At 73.1% G+C, this 18142-nt stretch carries 15 protein-coding genes and 1 pseudogene; 7 read left to right on the forward strand and 9 right to left on the reverse strand.

Annotated elements, in window-relative coordinates; genetic code table 11:
- The 5 genes and pseudogenes from carB to pyrR all read right to left on the reverse strand — a co-directional run.
- Positions 1-3403 (reverse strand): carbamoyl-phosphate synthase large subunit (gene carB, locus E1300_RS25450; RefSeq protein WP_242619393.1); only part of this gene is annotated, 3403 nt, incomplete at its 3' end.
- Complete coding sequence (gene carA / locus E1300_RS25455) at positions 3403-4548, reverse strand: glutamine-hydrolyzing carbamoyl-phosphate synthase small subunit (RefSeq protein WP_131759589.1); 1146 nt, start codon at positions 4546-4548, stop codon at positions 3403-3405. The genes carA and carB, both read right to left, overlap by 1 nt.
- Positions 4545-5828 carry a dihydroorotase gene (locus E1300_RS25460; protein WP_131759590.1) on the reverse strand — a complete coding sequence of 428 codons (1284 nt, stop codon included), beginning with the start codon at positions 5826-5828 and terminating at the stop codon, positions 4545-4547. The genes carA and E1300_RS25460 overlap by 4 nt, the downstream gene beginning before the upstream one ends.
- Positions 5829-5911: 83 nt before the next feature.
- Positions 5912-6841: pseudogene (locus E1300_RS25465) on the reverse strand (aspartate carbamoyltransferase catalytic subunit); the annotation flags it as partial.
- Positions 6838-7416 (reverse strand): bifunctional pyr operon transcriptional regulator/uracil phosphoribosyltransferase PyrR, encoded by a 579-nt coding sequence (pyrR, locus tag E1300_RS25470; protein ID WP_131759591.1) that lies wholly within the window; start codon positions 7414-7416, stop codon positions 6838-6840. The gene pyrR and the pseudogene E1300_RS25465, both read right to left, overlap by 4 nt.
- Before the next feature lie 446 nt (positions 7417-7862).
- Between pyrR and bldD the strand changes: the two genes are divergently transcribed.
- Positions 7863-8357 carry a transcriptional regulator BldD gene (gene bldD, locus E1300_RS25475; protein WP_030145002.1) on the forward strand — a complete coding sequence of 165 codons (495 nt, stop codon included), beginning with the start codon at positions 7863-7865 and terminating at the stop codon, positions 8355-8357.
- Positions 8358-8473: 116 nt separating this feature from the next.
- Here bldD and E1300_RS25480 read toward each other — a convergent pair whose 3' ends face one another.
- The 3 genes from E1300_RS25480 to E1300_RS25490 all read right to left on the reverse strand — a co-directional run bounded on the left by E1300_RS25480 (position 8474) and on the right by E1300_RS25490 (position 13152).
- On the reverse strand, positions 8474-9898 hold the full coding sequence (locus E1300_RS25480; RefSeq protein ID WP_242619394.1) for an MFS transporter: 1425 nt from the start codon (positions 9896-9898) through the stop codon (positions 8474-8476).
- A gap of 1615 nt (positions 9899-11513) precedes the next feature.
- On the reverse strand, positions 11514-12020 hold the full coding sequence (locus E1300_RS25485) for an SAV_6107 family HEPN domain-containing protein (RefSeq protein ID WP_131759592.1): 507 nt from the start codon (positions 12018-12020) through the stop codon (positions 11514-11516).
- A 364-nt stretch (positions 12021-12384) separates the two neighbouring features.
- The gene (locus E1300_RS25490) at positions 12385-13152 is read right to left on the reverse strand and encodes a L,D-transpeptidase family protein (protein ID WP_131759593.1); all 768 of its coding nucleotides are present in this window, start codon (positions 13150-13152) and stop codon (positions 12385-12387) included.
- A 39-nt stretch (positions 13153-13191) separates the two neighbouring features.
- On the opposite strand from E1300_RS25490, the gene E1300_RS25495 reads away from it, so the two are divergent.
- The 5 genes from E1300_RS25495 to E1300_RS25515 all read left to right on the forward strand — a co-directional run bounded on the left by E1300_RS25495 (position 13192) and on the right by E1300_RS25515 (position 15943).
- On the forward strand, positions 13192-13659 hold the full coding sequence (locus E1300_RS25495; RefSeq protein ID WP_131759594.1) for a YbaK/EbsC family protein: 468 nt from the start codon (positions 13192-13194) through the stop codon (positions 13657-13659).
- Between the two features lie 9 nt (positions 13660-13668).
- Positions 13669-14019, forward strand: coding sequence for an ArsC/Spx/MgsR family protein (locus E1300_RS25500; protein WP_131759595.1), 351 nt, complete (start codon positions 13669-13671; stop codon positions 14017-14019).
- Between the two features lie 73 nt (positions 14020-14092).
- The gene (locus E1300_RS25505; RefSeq protein ID WP_131759596.1) at positions 14093-14995 is read left to right on the forward strand and encodes a hypothetical protein; all 903 of its coding nucleotides are present in this window, start codon (positions 14093-14095) and stop codon (positions 14993-14995) included.
- A gap of 2 nt (positions 14996-14997) precedes the next feature.
- Entirely contained in the window at positions 14998-15330 is a 333-nt protein-coding gene (locus E1300_RS25510; protein ID WP_131759597.1) for a hypothetical protein, read from the forward strand.
- Between the two features lie 10 nt (positions 15331-15340).
- Positions 15341-15943 (forward strand): GNAT family N-acetyltransferase, encoded by a 603-nt coding sequence (locus tag E1300_RS25515; RefSeq protein WP_131759598.1) that lies wholly within the window; start codon positions 15341-15343, stop codon positions 15941-15943.
- On the opposite strand, the gene metF is transcribed toward E1300_RS25515, so the two are convergent.
- Complete coding sequence (gene metF / locus E1300_RS25520) at positions 15880-16815, reverse strand: methylenetetrahydrofolate reductase [NAD(P)H] (protein ID WP_131759599.1); 936 nt, start codon at positions 16813-16815, stop codon at positions 15880-15882. The genes E1300_RS25515 and metF overlap by 64 nt on opposite strands.
- Positions 16816-17031: 216 nt before the next feature.
- Between metF and E1300_RS25525 the strand changes: the two genes are divergently transcribed.
- A complete protein-coding gene (locus tag E1300_RS25525; protein WP_131759613.1) occupies positions 17032-18078 on the forward strand; it encodes a polyprenyl synthetase family protein in 1047 nt (348 codons plus the stop codon).
- Positions 18079-18142: the final 64 nt, after the last annotated feature.

Below are 18142 nucleotides of genomic sequence, written 5' to 3' on the forward strand. Positions count from 1 at the left end.
CGCCGCCGGAGGCGCCGCCAGCCGCTCCGCCGGCGGGCGCGCCCTCGGCGGGATGCCCGCCGGCCGGGGTTTGAAGCCCCGTCCGGCCGTGCGCGCCGCTGAGCCGCTCGGCGTGCTCCTGGAGGGAGCGGACGCCGACCTGGCCGCCGGTGACGGCCTCGATGCCCTGGACGGCGGCGGCGAGGCCCTGCACGGTCGTCACGCACGGTACGCCTCGCAGCACGGCCGCGGTACGGATCTCGTACCCGTCGAGCCGCGGCCCGGACTGGCCGGGGCCGCCGAAGGGAGTATTGACGATGAGGTCCACCTCGCCGTCGAGGACGCGCCGCACGATGGTGGGCTCGCCGGACGGGCCCGGACCCTCGCTGTGCTTGCGCACGATCTTGGCATGCACGCCGTTGCGGCGCAGGACCTCCGCGGTCCCTTCCGTGGCAAGAATCTCAAAGCCCAGGTCAGCCAGGCGCTTGACCGGGAAGATCATGTGCCGCTTGTCCCGGTTGGCGACCGAGACGAACGCCCGCCCCTTGGTCGGCAGGGACCCGTAGGCGGCCTGCTGGGACTTGGCGTAGGCGGTGCCGAACACCTCGTCGATCCCCATGACCTCGCCGGTGGAGCGCATCTCCGGGCCGAGGACCGTGTCGACGCCCTGGCCCTTCTCGTTGCGGAACCGGTCGAAGGGCAGCACGGCCTCCTTCACCGCGATCGGCGCGTCCAGCGGCAGGGAGCCGCCGTCGCCGTGCGCGGGCAGCAGGCCCTCCGCGCGGAGCTCGGCGACGGACGCGCCCATCATGACCCGCGCCGCGGCCTTGGCGAGCGGCACGGCCGTCGCCTTGGACACGAACGGGACGGTCCGGGACGCGCGCGGGTTGGCCTCCAGGACGTACAGGACGCCCGCGGAGAGCGCGTACTGGACGTTCATGAGGCCGCGCACGCCCACGCCGCGGGCGAGCGCCTCCGTCGACTCGCGGATGCGCCGGATGTCGTCGTGCCCGAGCGTGATCGGCGGCAGCGCGCACGCGGAGTCGCCGGAGTGGATCCCGGCCTCCTCGATGTGCTCCATGACGCCGCCGAGGTACAGCTCCTCGCCGTCGAACAGGGCGTCCACGTCGATCTCGATGGCCTCGTCCAGGAACCGGTCGACCAGCACCGGGTGCTCCGGGCTCGCCTCCGTGGCCCGCGCCATGTACGACTCCAGCGTCGCGTCGTCGTACACGATCTCCATGCCGCGCCCGCCGAGCACGTAGGACGGCCGGACCAGCACCGGGTAGCCGATCTCCGCGGCGATCTCGCGGGCCTCCTCGTAGGAGGTGGCGGTGCCGTGCTTGGGCGCGAGCAGCCCGGCCCGGTGCAGGACGCGCCCGAACGCGCCGCGCTCCTCGGCCAGGTGGATGCTCTCGGGCGAGGTGCCGACGATCGGCACGCCCGCGTCCTTGAGCTTCTGCGCGAGCCCGAGCGGGGTCTGCCCGCCGAGCTGGACGATGACGCCGGCGACCTCGCCCGACTGCTGCTCGGCGTAGACGACCTCCAGGACGTCCTCCAGCGTCAGCGGCTCGAAGTACAGCCGGTGGGAGGTGTCGTAGTCGGTGGAGACGGTCTCGGGGTTGCAGTTGACCATGACGGTCTCGTAGCCCGCCTCGGCCAGCGTGAAGGACGCGTGGACGCACGAGTAGTCGAACTCCACGCCCTGGCCGATGCGGTTCGGGCCGCTGCCGAGGATGAGCACCTTCGGCCTCGCGCCCGGCGGGACCTCGGTCTCCTCGTCGTACGCCGAGTACAGGTACGGGGTCTGCGCGGCGAACTCGGCGGCGCACGTGTCCACGGTCAGGTACACGGGACGGACGCCGAGCGCGTGCCGCAGCTCCCGGACGACCTCCTCGGACAGGTTCCGCAGCTCGCCGATCTGCGCGTCCGAGAAGCCGTGCCGCTTGGCGCGCAGCAGCTTGTCGCGGGTGAGCGCGTCGTCGGCGGTGCGGATCTCCTCGGCGACCTCGTTGATCGCCACGATCTGGTCGAGGAACCACGGGTCGATGCGGGTGGCCTTGTACACGTCCTCGATGCTCGCGCCCGCCCAGAGCGCGCGCTGGACGTCCCGGAGGCGCCCGTCGTGCGGACGGCTCGCCGAGTCGAGGAGCGCCTCGACGTCGAAGTCACCGGCCCAGCTGAACGAGGAGCCCTTCTGCTCCAGCGACCGCAGCGCCTTCTGCAGCGCCTCGGTGAAGCACCGGCCGATCGCCATCGCCTCGCCCACCGACTTCATGTGCGTGGTGAGCGTCGGGTCGGCGCCGGGGAACTTCTCGAACGCGAACCGCGGCACCTTCACCACCACGTAGTCGAGCGTCGGCTCGAACGAGGCGGGCGTCTCCGCGGTGATGTCGTTCGGGATCTCGTCCAGCGAGTACCCGATGGCGAGCTTCGCCGCGATCTTGGCGATCGGGAAGCCGGTGGCCTTGGACGCGAGCGCCGACGACCGCGACACCCGCGGGTTCATCTCGATGACGATCATCCGGCCGGTGCCGGGGTGCACCGCGAACTGGATGTTGCAGCCGCCGGTGTCGACGCCGACCTCGCGGATCACCGCGATCGCGACGTCCCGCATGTTCTGGTACTCGCGGTCGGTCAGCGTCATCGCGGGCGCGACCGTGATCGAGTCGCCGGTGTGCACGCCCATCGGGTCGAGGTTCTCGATCGAGCACACGATCACCACGTTGTCGCGGCGGTCGCGCATGACCTCCAGCTCGTACTCCTTCCAGCCGAGGATCGACTCCTCCAGGAGCACCTCGCTGGTCGGGGACGCGTCGAGCCCGGCGCCCGCGATGCGGCGCAGGTCGTCCTCGTCGTGGGCGAAGCCGGACCCGGCGCCGCCCATCGTGAACGAGGGCCGCACCACGACCGGGTAGCCGAGCTCGCGCGCGGCGGCCAGGCACTCGTCCATCGTGTGGCAGATCGCCGACCGGGCGGACTCGGCGTTCAGGCCCTGCTCGCGCGCGACCTTCGCGACGACCTCCTTGAACCGCTCCCGGTTCTCCCCGGCCTGGATCGCGTCCACGTCGGCGCCGATCAGCTCGACGTCGTAGCGGGCGAGGACGCCGCTCTCGTACAGCGCGATCGCGGTGTTCAGCGCCGTCTGGCCGCCCAGCGTGGGCAGCAGCGCGTCCGGCCGCTCCTTCGCGATGATCTTCTCGACGACCTCCGGGGTGATCGGCTCCACGTACGTGGCGTCCGCGAACTCCGGATCGGTCATGATCGTGGCGGGGTTGCTGTTGACCAGCGTCACCCGCAGCCCCTCGGCCTTCAGCACCCGGCACGCCTGGGTGCCCGAGTAGTCGAACTCGCACGCCTGGCCGATCACGATCGGCCCGGAGCCGATCACCAGGACGGACTTCAGGTCTGCACGGCGCGGCATTACTCCGCCCCCTTCCCGCTCTCGGTACCGTCCGGTCGCTCCATCAGCTCGCAGAAACGGTCGAACAGCCCCGAGGCGTCGTGCGGGCCCGCCGCGGCCTCCGGGTGGTACTGGACGCTGAACGCCGGGCGGTCCAGCAGCCGCAGCCCCTCCACGCACCCGTCGTTCAGGTTGACGTGGCTGACCTCGGCGCGCCCGTACGGCGTCTCGAACGGCGCGTCCGTCGGCGCGTCCACGGCGAACCCGTGGTTGTGCGCCGACACGTCCACCTTGCCGGTCGTCCGGTCCTGGACGGGCTGGTTGATGCCCCGGTGCCCGAACCGCAGCTTGTACGTCCCGAGCCCGAGCGCGCGGCCGAAGATCTGGTTGCCGAAGCAGATGCCGAAGAACGGCTTGCCCGCGTCCAGGACGCCCCGCAGCGCGTCCACCGCGTACCCGGCCGCGGCCGGGTCGCCGGGGCCGTTGGAGAAGAACACCCCGTCCGGGTCGAGCGCGAGGATGTCGTGCGCGGTGCTACCGGCTGGTAGCACGTGCACCTCGCAGCCCCGCTCCGACATCCGATACGGCGTCATCGTCTTGATCCCGAGGTCCACGGCCGCGACCGTGTAGCGCCGCTCCCCCTGGGCCGGGATCACGTACTTCTCGTCCGTGGACACGTCGCGGGCGAGGTCGGCGCCCTCCATCGAGGGGCTCTGCCGGACGCGCTCCAGCAGCGCCTGCTCGCCGGCCGCGAGCGCGTCCGGCCCGCTGAACACCCCGGCGCGCATCGCGCCCTTGTCGCGCAGGTGCCGGGTGAGCGCCCGCGTCCCGGGGATCGCGATGCCCACCACGCCCTGCTCGCGCAGCGCCGAGCCCAGCGAGCCCGTGGCCCGCCAGTTGGACGCCACGCGCGCGGGCTCGCGCACCACGTACCCGGCGACCTGGATCCGGCGGGACTCGGGGTCCTCGCCGTTCACGCCGGTGTTGCCGATGTGGGGGGCGGTCATGGCCACGATCTGGCCGGCGTACGAGGGGTCGGTGAGGGTCTCCTGGTAGCCGGTCATGCCGGTGTTGAAGACCATCTCGCCGAAGGTCTCCCCTTCGGCCCCGTACGCGACCCCGTGGAACACCCTGCCGTCTTCCAGAACCAGCAGAGCAGGGTTCATTGCAGCTTCCCTTCGAGCACGGTCGGCACGCCCCGCAGGAACGTCGCGACGACCCGCCCCGGCAGCTCCAGCCCCGCGAACGGGGTGTTGCGGCTCTTGGAGGTCATCGCCGACGGGTCCACGGCGCGGCGCGGCGACGGGTCGTACAGCGTGATGTTGGCGGGCGAGCCCGCCTCCAGCGGACGACCCTGTCCGGAGAGGCGGCCGATGCGGGCGGGACGGCGGGACATGCGGTCGGCGACCCCGGCCCAGTCGAGCAGGCCGGTCTCGATCATCGCCTCCTGCACCACGGGCAGCGCCGTCTCCAGGCCGATCATGCCCATGGCGGCCACCGCCCACTCGGTCTCCTTCGCCTCGACCGGGTGCGGCGCGTGGTCGGTGGCGACGCAGTCGATCGTCCCGTCGGCGAGGGCGTGCCGCAGCGCGGTGACGTCGTCGGCGGTGCGCAGCGGCGGGTTCACCTTGAAGATCGGGTCGTAGGACTCCGCCAGCCCGTCGTTCAGCAGCAGGTGGTGCGGGGTGACCTCCGCGGTCACCGGGCAGCCCTTGCTCTTGGCCCAGCGGATGATCTCCACGGACCCGGCCGTGGACACGTGGCACACGTGCAGCCGCGACCCGACGTGCTGGGCCAGCAGCACGTCCCGGGCGATGACCGCCTCCTCGGCGACCGCGGGCCAGCCGCGCAGCCCGAGCGCGGCGGACATCTCGCCCTCGTTCATCTGCGCGCCCTCGGTGAGCCGCGGCTCCTGCGCGTGCTGCGCGACGACGCCGTCGAACGCCTTCACGTACTCCAGCGCCCGCCGCATGATCACCGCGTCCGCCACGCAGTGCCCGTCGTCGGAGAACACCCGCACGCCCGCCGCCGAGTCGGCCATCGCGCCGAGCTCGGCGAGCTGCTCGCCCGCGATGCCCCGGGTGACCGCGCCGACCGGCTGCACGTCGCAGTACCCGGCCTCGCGGCCGAGCCGCCACACCTGCTCGACCACGCCCGCCGTGTCGGCGACCGGGTCGGTGTTCGCCATCGCGTGGACGGCCGTGTAGCCGCCCATCGCCGCGGCCTTCGTCCCCGACTCGACGGTCTCGGCGTCCTCGCGCCCCGGCTCCCGCAGATGCGTGTGGAGGTCGACGAGCCCCGGCAGCGCGACGAGGCCCGCCGCGTCCACGACCTCGGCGCCCGCGGCGTCCAGCCCGGGCCCGACTTCGACGATCTTCCCGTCCCGGACGAGGATGTCGGCGGCCTCACCGCCCTCGATCCGCGCGCCCCTGATCAGGTGAGTCAACGGGAGACCTCCTTGCCGGTACCGGGCCCGCCGGCGCTCGGCCCGTCGAGTCCGGGGGTGTCGATGGCGGGACGGCCCGCGGTGGGCCTGCCGATCGCGGGCTCCGACCCGCCGAGCAGCAGGTAGAGCACGGCCATGCGAGCGCTGACCCCGTTGGCGACCTGCTCGACGATCGTGGAGCGAACCGAGTCGGCCACCTCCGCGGCGATCTCCACACCCCGGTTCATCGGACCGGGGTGCATGACGATCGCGTGGTCCGGCAGCGCGGCCATGCGCTCGGCGTCCAGCCCGTACCGGCGGCTGTACTCGCGCACCGTCGGGAAGTACGCCGCGTTCATCCGCTCCTGCTGGACCCGCAGCATCATCACGACGTCGCTCTTCGGGAGCACGCCGTCCAGGTCGTAGGAGACCGCGCAGGGCCAGGTGTCGATCGCGACGGGCAGCAGCGTCGGCGGCGCCACCACCGTGACGTCCGCGCCGAGCGTGTCCAGCAGCAGCACGTTGGACCGTGCCACCCGGCTGTGCAGGACGTCGCCGACGATCGTGACCTTGCGGCCCGCCAGCTCGCCCAGCCGCTTGCGCATCGTGAACGCGTCCAGCAGCGCCTGCGTCGGGTGCTCGTGCGTCCCGTCGCCCGCGTTCACCACGCTGCCCCGCACCCAGCCCGCGAGCCGGTGCGGCGCGCCCGAGGCGCCGTGCCGGACGACGACGCCGTCCGCGCCCATCGCCTCCAGCGTCAGCGCGGTGTCCTTCAGGCTCTCGCCCTTGGACACGCTGGACCCCTTCGCGGAGAAGTTGATGACGTCCGCCGACAGCCGCTTCGCCGCCGCCTCGAACGAGATCCGCGTCCGGGTGGAGTCCTCGAAGAACAGGTTGACGACCGTCCGCCCGCGCAGCGTCGGCAGCTTCTTGATCGAACGGCTCGCCACCTGGGCGAGCTCCTCGGCCGTGTCCAGGACGAGCAGCGCGTCGTCCCGCGACAGGTCGGCCGCCGAGATCAGATGGCGGTTCACCGGGCTCCCTCCGCCGCCGCGACCGGCTTCGCGGGACCGAGCAGCACCGCGTCGCGCCCGTCGTTCTCGGCCAGCAGCACCTTCACGTTCTCGCGCATCGAGGTGGGCAGGTTCTTGCCGACGTAGTCGGCGCGGATCGGCAGCTCGCGGTGCCCGCGGTCCACGAGCACGGCGAGCTGGACGGCGCGCGGCCGCCCAAGGTCGTTCAGCGCGTCCAGTGCGGCCCGGACCGTCCGTCCCGAGAACAGGACGTCGTCGACGAGCACGACCACCCGGTCGTCCACGCCGTCGGGCGGCAGCTCGGTGCGCCCCAGAGCGCGCGCGGGCCGCATCCGCAGATCGTCGCGGTACATCGTCACGTCGAGGGACCCCCAGGGCACCGGACGGCCCTCGACCTCGCGCAGGAGCCCCGCCAGCCGCTCGGCCAGCGTCACCCCGCGGGTCTGGATCCCGAGCAGCAGGACGTCGTGCCCGCCTTTGGTGCGTTCGAGGATCTCGTGCGCGATCCTGGTCAGCGCGCGCCGGATGTCGGGACCCTCCAGAACGGCCTTGGGCCGGGGGTCACCGTCTGCCACGCGCGCCTCCGCCGACCGTTCCGGCCGGGAGGCAGCATTCACCACCGAAACCTCCTTTCCCGCCTCACGGGACGGGTCTTAAAGGACGTCGTGTCTCCCACACCGTAGCAGCAGGCCTTCCGTGCCCCGCACCCGGACCGGTCCACATCGTCCCTGGTGAGAGGGGTCACACTGGGAGAGGGACGATGATTCGCGAACCGCTTCGCCGGGCTCCCCGCGCCGCGCGCGGAGGGCGTTCCGGCGATCCGGACGGCCCAGATCGAGACCTGCGGATTCGACCGCTTTTTTCCAATCAGCTTGACCTGAGGCCGTCACCGTTTTACCGTCACTGTCCGTAACCATCCCTGGAGACAGACCCTTGAGGCTTTGGGGCTTCTGGGAGCTGTCTTCCCCCGGCACCCGCCGGGGACCGAAACGACGACGAAAGTGAGCCTGGGGGCCGCAGAATGCCGTCTGAATACGCTAAGGCTCTCGGCGCGCGCCTGCGCGCCATCCGCACCCAGCAGGGCCTGTCCCTGCACGGTGTGGAGGAGAAGTCCCGCGGCCGCTGGAAGGCCGTCGTCGTGGGTTCGTACGAGCGGGGCGACCGCGCCGTCACCGTTCAGAAGCTGGCCGAGCTCGCCGATTTCTACGGCGTGCCGGTTTCCGAGTTGCTGCCCGGCGGAGCCGCGCCGAGCCCGCTCGGGCCTACACCCAAGCTCGTGATCGACCTCGAGCGGCTGCAGCAGCTTCCGAAAGACAAGGCCGGTCCTCTCGCCCGCTACGCCGCGACGATCCAGAGCCAGCGGGGCGACTACAACGGAAAGGTCCTGTCCATCCGCCAGGAAGACCTGCGTTCACTCGCGGTCATCTACGACAAGTCCCCGACCGAACTCACCGAGGAGCTCATCACCTGGGGCGTCCTGGACCCGGAGGCGCGCCGCGCCGTCGAGTCCTTCTGATCCGAGCGCGCTGACCCACCGCGTGCCGCACCAGGCACGCGGCTTCACCGCGTACCGGCACCGGCGGCCGGGGCCCACCGCACGCGCGGCGGGCCCCGCTCGCCATGCCCGCCCGGTCACGTCACCGACGCGGTACGGCACCGCTCCTCAAGCCGCGGGACGCCGTCCTCCCGCTCCGCCACCGCACGGCCGCGCCGGCGCGGCACGAGCAGCGCCAGCGGCAGCACGGCGGCCATCACCGCGGCACTGACCGCGAACCCCGTGCCGAAACCGCGCTCACCGGGAAGACCGGCCACGATGACCGCGCTCACCTGCGTCCCGAGCGACGCCCCGACCGTCCGGATCAGCGTGTTGATCCCGGTCGCGACCCCCGTCTCCCCGGACGGCACGGCCGCGACGACGAGGTTGGCCACGGCCGCGTAGGCGAACCCGAGCCCGATCCCCCGCGCGAGCCCGCCGACGTACAGCTGCCACATCGCCCCATGCGCGACCGCCACGAACGCGTACCCGCCCCCGGTCAGGACGGCCCCGCCCAGCAGGACCGCCCGGGACCCGATCCGCCGGTCGAGCAGGCCCGCCGACAGGCCCGCGACCGTCATGCCGGCGCTCGCGGGCAACTGGAGCAGCGCCGCCGCGGTCGCCGTCCCGCCGAAGCCGTAGCCGGTGCTCCGCGGGATCTGGACGAGCAGCGGGAACAGCAGCCCGCCCGCCATCAGCGCGTACCCGGACAGCAGCGAGGCGGCGTTCGCCGTCCACACCCCCCGCCTCCGCATCAGCCGCAGATCGACGAGCGGCTCGGCCACCCGTGCCTCGACCCGCAGCCAGGCGAGCGCCGTCACCGCCGACACCGCCAGCAGCCCGAGGACGCCGGGCGACGCCCAGCCCCAGTCCATCCCCTGCGTCAGCGCGGTCAGCGCCGCCACCAGCCACCCCGCGAACAGCAGCGCCCCCCACCAGTCGACCCCTGCCGCGTCCCGCGCGTCCGAGCGTGGAACGATCCACCACGCGAGCAGGACGCCGGGGACGAGCCCGGCGACCGGCACCCACAGCAGCCACCGCCAGCCCAGCAGGTCGATGACCGGCCCCGCGAGGCACCACGACACCGCCCCGCCGAGCCCGAGCATGGACGACATGAGCCCCACCGCGGACGCCCTGCGCTCCGCCGGGACCACGTCCCGGATGATCGTGTACGCGAGCGGGAAGACACCGCCCCCGATGCCGCCGACCGCCCGTCCGGCCAGCATGACCGGCAGCGTGGCCGCGCACGCCGCCACGACCATCCCCGCCGTCGCCACCGCGAGCACCGCGAGCAGCACCCGCCGCGGCCCGTACAGGTCCCCCAGCCGCCCGACCACCGGCGTCGCCACCGCGGCGGACAGCGTCATCGCCGTGAGCGCCCACGCCGCCCCCGCCGGCGTCGTCCCCAGCCCGCGCTGGATCTGCGGCAGCGCGGGCGTCACGACCGCCATCGCCAGCGAGTACGCCATCACCCCGAGAAAGGCCAGCAGCGCCACCAGCCCCCGATCCCCGCGCGCCGCCACCACGCCCTCCTTGCTTCGCCCCCCTAACAATCTCACGCCCCGACAAACCCCTCAGAACCCCCACCCACGAACAGCGATAGCCCACTCAAAGTGGCTCACAACACCGACCACTGGGCCACCGACGTACCTCTCAACGTCACCCGCCAGGGGAACGAGACGGAGGGCGTCCAGGCGTTCGACCGGCCCCTGCGCGACGGCTCGCCGAACGAGGCATCCGCCCGCTACCGGAAGCCGCCGCCGACCTACGCACCCTGTACAACACGTCCGCAGCCCCCGCGACCTCTGCCGACAGCGGCACCCGCCGCTCCCATGGGCGCGCCCATGGTCGCCAGAGCCCCGGCAGGTCCGCCCCGAGCCGCTTGCAGCGCCCCCAGGGACAGCGAAGCGCCTAGGCCAAGCGAGACCTGCCGACAGCGGCACCCACCCTGCCTCGCGAGGACGCGCCCATGGTCGCCGGAGTCCTCGCGTGTTCGCGCCAGGCCGCTGTCGGCGGCGTCCAGGGAAACCGGGCTCTGCTAAGAGCGTCACCCGCCTCATCTCGCGTGCACGCGCCCGCGGACGCGAGGCCAGGCGGGTCCGCGCCGAACTGCTGCTGGCAACGCCCAACGCCAGTGAGGTCAGCCGACAGCCCCGCCCAGTCTTGCGAGGCGCGCCTGTGGTCGCCGGAGCCTCGGCGGCTTCGCGCCGAGGTACTGTCGCCGACGCCCAGCGGCAGCGGGTCTCCTGACAGCGGCACCCGCCGCGTCACACGTGGACGCGTCCGCGGTCGCCGGAGGCCCGGCGGGTGCGCGCCGAGCTGTCGGCGGCGGCCAGGGGCAAGGGGGCTGCGAGTCACCCGCTTCGTCTCGTGTGGACGCGTCCGCGGTCGCCGTGGCCTGGTGGACGTGCGCCGAGCCGCGGTCCGCGGCGCCCAGGCTGAGCGAGGTCTGCTGACAGCGGCACCCAGCCTGTCTCGTGTGGATGTGCCCGTGGTCGCCCATGGCCTGGCGGCATCGCGTCGAGCCGGGGTCGGCGCGACGCTCAGCGGCAGGGGATTCACTTACCGCGTCACACGCCGCGCCACCCGTGGACGCGTCCGCGGTCGCCGTGGCCTGGTGGACGTGCGACGAGCCGCGGTCCGCGGCGCCCAGGCTGAGCGAGGTCTGCTGACAGCGGCACCCAGCCTGTCTCGTGTGGATGTGCCCGTGGTCGCCCGTGGCCTGGCGGCATCGCGTCGAGCCGGGGTCGGTGCGACGCTCAGCGGCAGGGGGTTGCTTACAGCGTCAGCCGCCGCGTCACCCGTGAACGTCACCCCGTGGACGCGTCTGCGGGCGCCCGTGGTTCGGTGGACGTGCGCCGAGTCGCTGTCGGCGGCGTCCGGCGGCAAGGGGCTGCCGAGTTGGGCGGGTGGGCGCTTGTGGTTGCGTCGCCCTGGGTGGGCTGGGGACCGCGCCGGTGGCGGCCGGCTCGGGGGGATGCGGTCGCCGCCGGCGCGGTCGGTCGGGAGGGCGGCAGGGCGTGAGGGGCCGAAGGCCGGGGTCGTCGGCCCGTGGTGGGGACGACGGGACGGTGGCCCCGGCCTTCGGCGCCGGACGTCCCCAGGGGAGGTCGGGGGGACGGCCGGCGGGGAGGCGGCTCAGCTGGCCTCGGGGATCGGCAGGGTCGGCTGGCTGGTGATGCCGAGGGTGTCCTCGACGAGAGTGACGAAGACGTCGGCGTCGTGCAGCAGTTCCTCGGCCTCGCGCGGGGTGACGGCGCGCGGGAGGCCCGCTTCGGCGGCGGCGCGCTTGTCGGCGCCGGCGGCGAAGAAGGCGGCCCATTCGCGCAGGGCGGGCTCGGCCTCGGGGAGCAGGACCCAGACGCTGCGGGGACGGCCCCGGCGGTGCGTCTCGACGGGCTCCTTGGCGGCGAGGACGGCCGCGGCGGCGCGGAGGGCGGCGAGGTGGGCGCAGACGTAGCGGACCGCGGGCGAGGTCGCCTCGGCCGCCTCCGCGAGGCCCATGCGGGCGGCGTGGAGCTGCCCGACGGCCGTGTGCCCCGGACGGGGCGCGGGCAGCGGGCGGGGCCGCGGGCTCGGCGGGACGGGCTGGGCGGCGGAATGAACGGCGGAGTGGGCTCCGCGTGCGGTCATCGTTCCGGACATGAATGCCTCCTTCCGGGGCTCGGGCCGGCCGGGCGGAGAGCTTCCCCTCACTCCGCCCGACCGTTCCGTCCCGCCGGAGGCCTGGTGGCGTGCCGCGCAACGAGCAGCGCCACGCTCCCCCCGGCGGGGACGTCGCCCTGGCGCGGGCCGCGAGTCCCGCGCCACGTCGAACATAAGTTCGACGCAGGACCAGTAAAGCGTTCCCGCGGCGATTCGTCAACGTGTTCGAATGGGTGTCGCTCTCCGCAGGTCAGCGGGCTTGTGAACAGGAGAACACACGGGTCTGACAGTTCTCACGACGGCTCGGGGCGGCGGCGTCAGGACGGCCGTCCGGGCCGCGCCCGCCGTGTGATCGTCGGTGGCCTCAGGAGGGGCGCCTGACGTGCACCGGGACGTTCGTGCCCAGCAGGCTCGGGAGGTACTCGGCGATGTGCATGGGCATCCGGACGCAGCCGTGGGAGGCCGGGTAGCGGGGGACGTCCAGGGCGCCGTGGAAGGCGATGCCGCCGTTGAAGTAGATGGGGTTGTAGAGCTGCCCCAGGGGCGAGGTCTCCCAGCCGGACGCGCGGCGTCCGGTGCGGAAGTCGCCCGTGCTGGTGGTGGCGTAGCGGCAGCGGGCGACCGTGGCGCCGCGGTCCTTGGCGCAGTAGTACTCGCCCGAGCCGGAGGAGATGTGGCTGATGAGGCGAGGTTTCCCGTTTTTGTAGAGGACGAGGTACTGGCGGCGGAGGTCGACGTCCACGCGGGTGGCTTCGCGGCGTTTCGCCACGGGACGCGGGTCGCGCGGGTGGTCCAGGGCCTTCCAGAACGATTTGCCGAGGGTGCCCGTCTGCTTGAGCCTGTTGACGCCCTGAAAGGCCCAGACGGCGAGCTGCGTAGACGGGCCGTAACGCCCGTCGGCCTTGCCCGGGTCGTAGTGGAGGTCCTTGAGGCGCTGCTGGAGGCGCTTGACGTCGGCGCCCTTCGCGCCGGGCTTCAGCTTGCGCTGGACGGGCGAGGGTTTCGGGGACGGCTTGCGCGTGGACGGTGAGGCCGAGTGCGACGGCGGTGGGGCGCCCGCCTCGTCCACCGGCTCGCACGCCGCGATCAGGACGGCCGGGATCAGCAAAAGCGCGGTCTTCCGCATGTCCATCGGTCTCCTCGCGTCGACCCTGACTCTAAAGTGCTTCCCATGCATCCGAATGCCGAACGTGTGGCGAAGGCCCTGCGCGAGGGCGGCGCGGCCGGGGAGATCGTGGAGCTGCCGGACTCGGCGCGCACGGCGCAGGCCGCGGCGGACCAGCTGGGCTGCGAGGTGGGCGCGATCGCCAACAGCCTGGTGTTCGACGCCGACGGGGCGCCGCTGCTGGTGCTGACGAGCGGCGCGCACCGGGTGGACACGGTGCGCGTCGCGGCGCTGGTGGGGGCGGAGAAGGTCCGGCGGGCGACGCCGGAGTTCGTCCGGGAGGCGACGGGGCAGGCGATCGGGGGTGTCGCTCCGCTGGGGCACCCGGCGCCGATCCGTACGCTCGTGGACGTGTGGCTGGAGAAGTACGACCAGGTGTGGGCGGCCGGCGGTGTCCCGCACACCGTCTTCCCGACGTCGTTCGGGGAGCTGGTGCGCCTCACCGGGGGCACCCCGGCTGAGGTCGGCGACTGAGGAGAGCACGTGGAGATCTGGCACAACCCGAGGTGCTCGAAGAGCCGGGCGGCGAAGGCGGCTCTGGACGAGGCGGGCGTGGAGTACACCGAGCGCCGCTACCTGGACGAGCCGCCGTCGGCGGAGGAGTTCGACGCGGTGCTCACGCGGATCGGCGCGGAGCCGTGGGACGTGGCGCGGCTGAACGAGCCCGTCGCCAAGGAGCTGGGGCTGAAGGACCTGGAGCACGACCGGAAGCGCTGGATCGAGATCATGGTGGCGAACCCGGTGCTGATCCAGCGGCCGATCGTGGTGGGCGGCGGCGGGGCCGTCGTGGCGCGCGATGCCGATTCGGTACGGAAGGCCCTCGACAGCCTGTGACGCGGGTGTGATTCTGGGAAACTGACGATCCTGGGCGACTGGGCCATGACGATCGGTGACCTCCGGAGGGGCGATGACCGCGCAGATGCGCACCGGCCCGGCGGCGCGCGACCCGGAATTCCGCGGGATCGATCCACCGGCGCTCAATCAGGTGATCAAGCAGGTGCAGGACGCGCAGAACGCGATCCGGAGCTGGCTGAACGGGCACCGGCCGCCGCCGGGGGTGTCGGCCGCCGGGTACCGGCAGGCCGACCAGGTGGCGCAGTGGGCCGCCGACCAGCTCGGGATGCTGACGCGCCGCTACAACTACGCGATCACCCATCCGGACGGCGGCGGCGGTGTGGGCGCCCCGCCGGTGCCCGCGCCGAGCCCGTCGCCCGTGGGCGCGAAGCCCGGCGCTCCGGCACCGCGGCGCCAGGCGCCCGTCGGCCCGTCCCCGGGGGGTGGCTCCCCGGGCGGGGGTTCCGGGTCGTCCGGCGGAGGGCGGCCGCATCCGGTGAAGACGCCGCCGAGGGCGCCGTCGCCGACTCCGCGCGGTGCCGGTGACCTGGGCAACTTCCCGAACCGGCAGGCCGCGGCCAAGGCGGCGAAGGTGGACGCGCTGGCCGCGGTGGCCGCGATCCAGGACGGCAAGCCCGTCCCCGGGTCGGTGTGGACGCACCTCAAGGCGAACGCGGACGATCCCGACTACACCGAGAAGCTGTACGAGCGGCTCGGTCCGGCCGCCACGGCGGACCTGCTGGGGACGGTCCGCGGGGACGAGGCGCGGCTGAAGGTGATCGAGGAGTCGCTCGGCACGTCCAGCCACCATCTGACGATGGACGTGAAGTGGCTGCGGGCGTTCCTGGCGGAGGCCGACCACGCGGGGATCCGTCCGGTGGCCGTCCAGGTGCTCACGGGGGCCGACATGAGCCGCAAGACGCGCGAGGCCATCGCCAAGCTCGACCTGGAACCGACCACGGGACGGAGTGACTGAGCATGGCCGCCCCACCGCCTCCCGGGAGCCTGCCCCCGCCGCTGGACCCCGCCGCGGCGACCAAGCTGTCGCCGACAGAGCAGCCCAATCCGGCCTACAGGCAGCTGTACCAGGCCTACGTGGACGCCTACGGAAGCATCGACCGCCTCCGGACGGCTCTGGACGCGCCGGTGCGCACGCTCGGCTCCACCGACGCGTGGCTGGGTCCGGAGGCGCGCCAGTGGAGCGGGCAGCTCGACGCCAACCGCGGGACGCTGAAGAAGGCGGCGGACCGCATCCTGTGGGACATCTACGACCGGCTTTCCTCCACGCAGAGGACCATCTCGCGGGTCTAGTCTCTCTCTGGTGAGGGACCCGAAGCTGCGCGAGATCGACGAACGCGCCTTCCTACGCCGGCTGGACCCGATGCTGGACGTGTACGCGGCGGCGATGGAGCCGCCCGCGGAGCAGCTCCCGGGCCGGCACACGATCATGGAGCGGCACTCGTCCTACCCGGCGTTCCGCGCGTTCGTCGCGGAGCGGCGGGGCGCGCTGCCCGGTCTGCCGGGCCCGGTGCAGGGGTTCGCGTACGGGTTCCACGGCGAGCGCGGGCAGTGGTGGCACGACGTCGTCTACCACGCGCTGAGCGAGCGGGAGGGCGTCGACCACGCGGAGGCGTGGCTGGAGGACCCGTTCGAGGTGGCGGAGCTCCACGTCCACCCGGACGCCCAGGGCCGGGGCCTCGGCCGCGGGTTGCTGACGGCCCTGTGCGAGGGCAGGCAGGAGCGGACGGTGGTGCTGTCCACGCTGGACCGCAGGCCCGACACGCCCGCGCGGCGCCTCTACCGTTCGGTAGGCATGGTGGATCTGCTGACCGACTTCGAGTTCCCCGGGGGCGGGCCCCGCTACGCGGTCATGGGCGGGACGCTGCCCCTGGCGCCGTACCCGCCGGCCTCCAGCAGCCCGTAGACCTCGCGGGTCGCCGTGGACTGGTTGAAGGTGATGAAGTGGATGCCCGGCGCGCCCTGGTCGAGGAGCTCGGCGCAGAGCTCCGCGGCGTGCTCGATGCCGAGCCGCCGGACGGCCTCCGGATCGTCCGCGACGGCCTCGAAGCGGGCCCGCAGCTCCGCCGGGAAGGGCGCGCCCGAGAGCTGCTCCGACCGCTCGATGGTGCTGATCTGGGTGACCGGCATGATGCCGGGGATGATCGGCACGTCGCAGCCGGCGGCGTCGACGCGGTCGCGCAGCCGCAGGAAGTCGTCGGCGCGGAAGAACATCTGGGTGATCGCGTAGTCGGCGCCGGCCCGGCACTTGGCGACGAAGTGCCGGGTGTCGCTCTCGATGTCGGCCGAGCGCGGGTGCTTGTAGGGGAACGCGGCGACGCCGACGCTGAAGTCGCCGTACGAGCGGATCATGGAGACGAGCTCGGCGGCGTACTCGACCCCGTCCGGGTGCTTGACCCACTCCCCCGTCGGGTCGCCGGGCGGGTCGCCGCGGACGGCGAGGATGTTGCGCACGCCGACCGACGCGAACCGTCCGATGAGCTGCCGCAGCTCGGCCTGGGAGTGGTTGACGGCCGTGAAGTGCGCGACGGGCGTGAGGGTGGTGTCGGTGGCGATCCGCTCGACGATGTCGACGGTCTTGTCGCGGGTCCCGCCGCCGGCGCCGTAGGTCACCGACACGAACGTCGGGTGGAGGGACTCCAGCTGGCGGATCGTGCGCCAGAGCGTCCGCGCGCCCTTCTCGGTCTTGGGCGGGAAGAACTCGAACGAGAAGGACCGGTCGCCCGAGGCCAGCAGCTCTCGGACGGTCGGGGGCCGGTCTGGGCGCAGACGTCGCATCGCCCCAGCCTACAGAAGGGACGTCACCGGGCGGCAAAGGTGATTCCGCCCACGCCTCGATTCCGTTATGTCCCAAATTAACGGACTCCAGGGAGATTGCCCGCTCCTGCCCGGTCGAAGGCCGCGAACCGCTCGATACGATCGCCCCATGTCGAGGAGCCGCCCGCGCACGTCCCGCACGCCCACGAGCCGCACGTCCGCGGGCACGGCACGCCGATGAGCCGGCTCCGCAAGGAGATCGACGAGGCGCTCCTCGACTTCGTCGGCCGGCAGCGCCCCGCCCTGCTGGACATCAGCGCCGACCTGGCGCCGCTGATGTCCGCCCTGGACGCGCTGCTGAGCGGCGGCAAGCGGCTCCGCCCCTCGTTCTGCTACTGGGGCTGGCGCGCGGCGGGCGGCGGCACCGACCCGGGCATCGTGGCCGCCGCGGCGTCCCTGGAGCTGCTCCAGGCGAGCGCGCTGATCCACGACGACGTCATGGACTCCAGCGACACCCGCCGCGGGCAGCCGTCCGTCCACCGCCGGTTCGAGGCGCTGCACCGCGCGCAGGGCTGGCCCGGCGACGCGCAGGCGTTCGGCGGCGGCACCGCGATCCTGCTCGGCGACCTGTGCCTGGCCTGGTCGAGCGAGATGTTCGAGACGTGCGGGCTGGACGACGAGCGCCGCCGCCGCGGCCGGGCCGTCTACGACGTGATGCGCACCGAGGTCATGTGCGGCCAGTACCTCGACATGCTGGAGGGGACGCGCGGCGAGGCGACGGTCGAGACCGCGCTGCGGGTCGTGGAGTACAAGGCCGCCAAGTACACGATCGAGCGCCCGCTGCACCTCGGCGCCGCGCTCGCCGGCGCCGACCCGCGCGTGACCGCCGCGCTCACCGGCTACGGGCTGCCCCTCGGCATCGCGTTCCAGCTCCGCGACGACGTCCTCGGCGTCTTCGGCGACCCGGCCGAGACCGGCAAGCCCGCGGGCGACGACCTGCGCGAGGGCAAGCGCACGGTCCTGGTGGCGCTCACCCTGGAACGGGCCAGCGCGGCGCAGGCGGCGGCGCTCCAGCGGCGGCTCGGCGACCCCGCGCTGGACCGTCCCGGCGTGGACGAGCTCCGCGCCATCATCGAGGAGACCGGCGGCCTCGCGGCCTGCGAGGCGCTGATCGACCGCTACGCCCGCGAAGCCCGCGAGGCCCTCGCCGCCGCCCCGATCACCGAAGAAGCCCGCGAAGCCCTCACCGACCTGGCCACAGCAGCAGTTGCTCGTTTGGCGTAGCCCGCCGGGGTGACACGATCCGGCCAAGAACGGCTCGCGGGGTAGCATCTTCCCACCGATTGGT

It is taken from the genome of Actinomadura fibrosa (assembly GCF_900659615.1).
In the GTDB taxonomy this organism is placed as follows: Bacteria; Actinomycetota; Actinomycetes; order Streptosporangiales; family Streptosporangiaceae; genus Spirillospora; species Spirillospora fibrosa.